We start from the raw sequence: 1,510 nt of genomic DNA, 5'->3' as shown, positions 1-1,510 counted from the left end.
TGCGCACCGACCGCGTGCGCAACATGTCGCTGGCCGGCAATCTGCAGGAGCTGCTGGCCAAGTCCGACACCATCGTCGGCATCCTGAAAGCGCAGAAGCAGATCCTCGACCAGCGCTACAAGACCTCCGAGACCAGCCTGTCGCAGGTGATCGAGCGCCGCAAGACGACCATGGCCAATCTCGAGGCGGTACAGAAGCGGATCGAGGAGCTTAACCCGATGCTGCTCGACATCGAGAACAAGATCGCCGCCTCCACGACCCAGAAGGAGCGCACCGAGCTCGAAGGCGAGCGTTCGAAGATGGCGACCGAGTACAACGAGAAGCAGGCCAAGGAGCAGGAGCTGCTCGCCGAAAGCCAGACGCTGGAGCGCTACACCTCGATGTTCCAGACTTTCGTGGACTCTCTCAACAACCAGATCGCCGCGCAATCGACGCTGATCAACAAGCTGACCATCGACACCGAGCAGCGCATCGTCCTCTACAAGGCGCTGGAAGATTCGCTGAAGACCGCCGCCCAGCAGGACGTCGCCCACAAGATCAACACGCTGGGCAGCCAGGTCGACAACACCGCGGAAGAGACGATGGCCGGCATCGGCGCCGCCTCGCAGAAGCACATCGGCGATCTCCTGGAGATGCATGAAAAGAACATGGTGGCCAGCGCCGATATCCAGCGCCGCAAGAAGCTTGCGGACGACGCCTTCGCCCGCCGCTTCGACGAGGTGATGAAGAAGCATAACGCCGCCAACTACGTGCAGCAGTAGGCGGCGTGCCGGCATTTTTCTCCAGGGCAGTCCCATGACCCCCGAAAATGAAGCGGCGGCGCGCTACTTCTCCGCCATCACTGCGGCGTTGAGAGGGCTGGAAGTGTTCATGCGCGATGACCGCTCGCCGCTCTACCGGCATGGCATCGTCGCAAAGATCGTCGCCGAGTACATCGCCCGGCTGGACAAATCCTTTTCCTGCTGGCGAAACCGGCTGGGCTTCATGGATGCGTTCCGCATCTCGCGCGCCGACAGCGGCTATCCGGTGTTCCAGAACCTTCTCGAGTTGGAGAACGACCGCCGCCAGGCGGATAACCGGCTCGCCAACATCCCGCAGGCCGGCGAGCTGCGCGAGGAGATGGCCGACTTCATCCTGCGCCACAAGGAATTTCCCGCGGCACTCCAGAAGTCGATGGCCGAGCGGCTCTATCTGGAGGACGTCAAGAGCGAGGCGACCTTCGGCCCCTTCATCCTGGCGCAGACGGCGAAGGTCTCGGTCAACCCGAAGACCTTGCGGCCCTATTACCTCGTCCACTGGGCCTCGTTCGACGGCAGCGCCAACCTGCCGCTGGTCTATATGGTGACGGTCGAGGATTCCTCGGAGAGCATGGTGCGCCAGCTCGTCGACGCCAATGGCAAGCTCAACGAGCGGGTCGACATCCCGCTTCCCGTGGACGGTCTCCTCAATCCCGAGCTCGCCCACCGCTTCGACGATTTCACCGAAAAGAATTCGGCCTACGCGCTGTCGC

Annotated in this window: 1 protein-coding gene and 1 pseudogene; both read left to right on the top strand. The window is 62.5% G+C overall.

What is annotated here, in order from left to right:
* Nucleotides 1-761 (top strand): hypothetical protein (locus tag EOA29_RS36165; RefSeq protein WP_127222376.1); only part of this gene is annotated, 761 nt, incomplete at its 5' end.
* 34 nt (nucleotides 762-795) lie between these two features.
* Nucleotides 796-1,510: pseudogene (locus EOA29_RS36160) on the top strand (hypothetical protein); the annotation flags it as partial.

Source organism: Mesorhizobium sp. M1E.F.Ca.ET.063.01.1.1 (assembly GCF_003998155.1).
GTDB lineage: Bacteria > Pseudomonadota > Alphaproteobacteria > Rhizobiales > Rhizobiaceae > Mesorhizobium.
The sequence above is the reverse complement of the archived record's forward strand: the minus strand, read 5'-3'. Positions and strand labels throughout refer to the sequence as shown.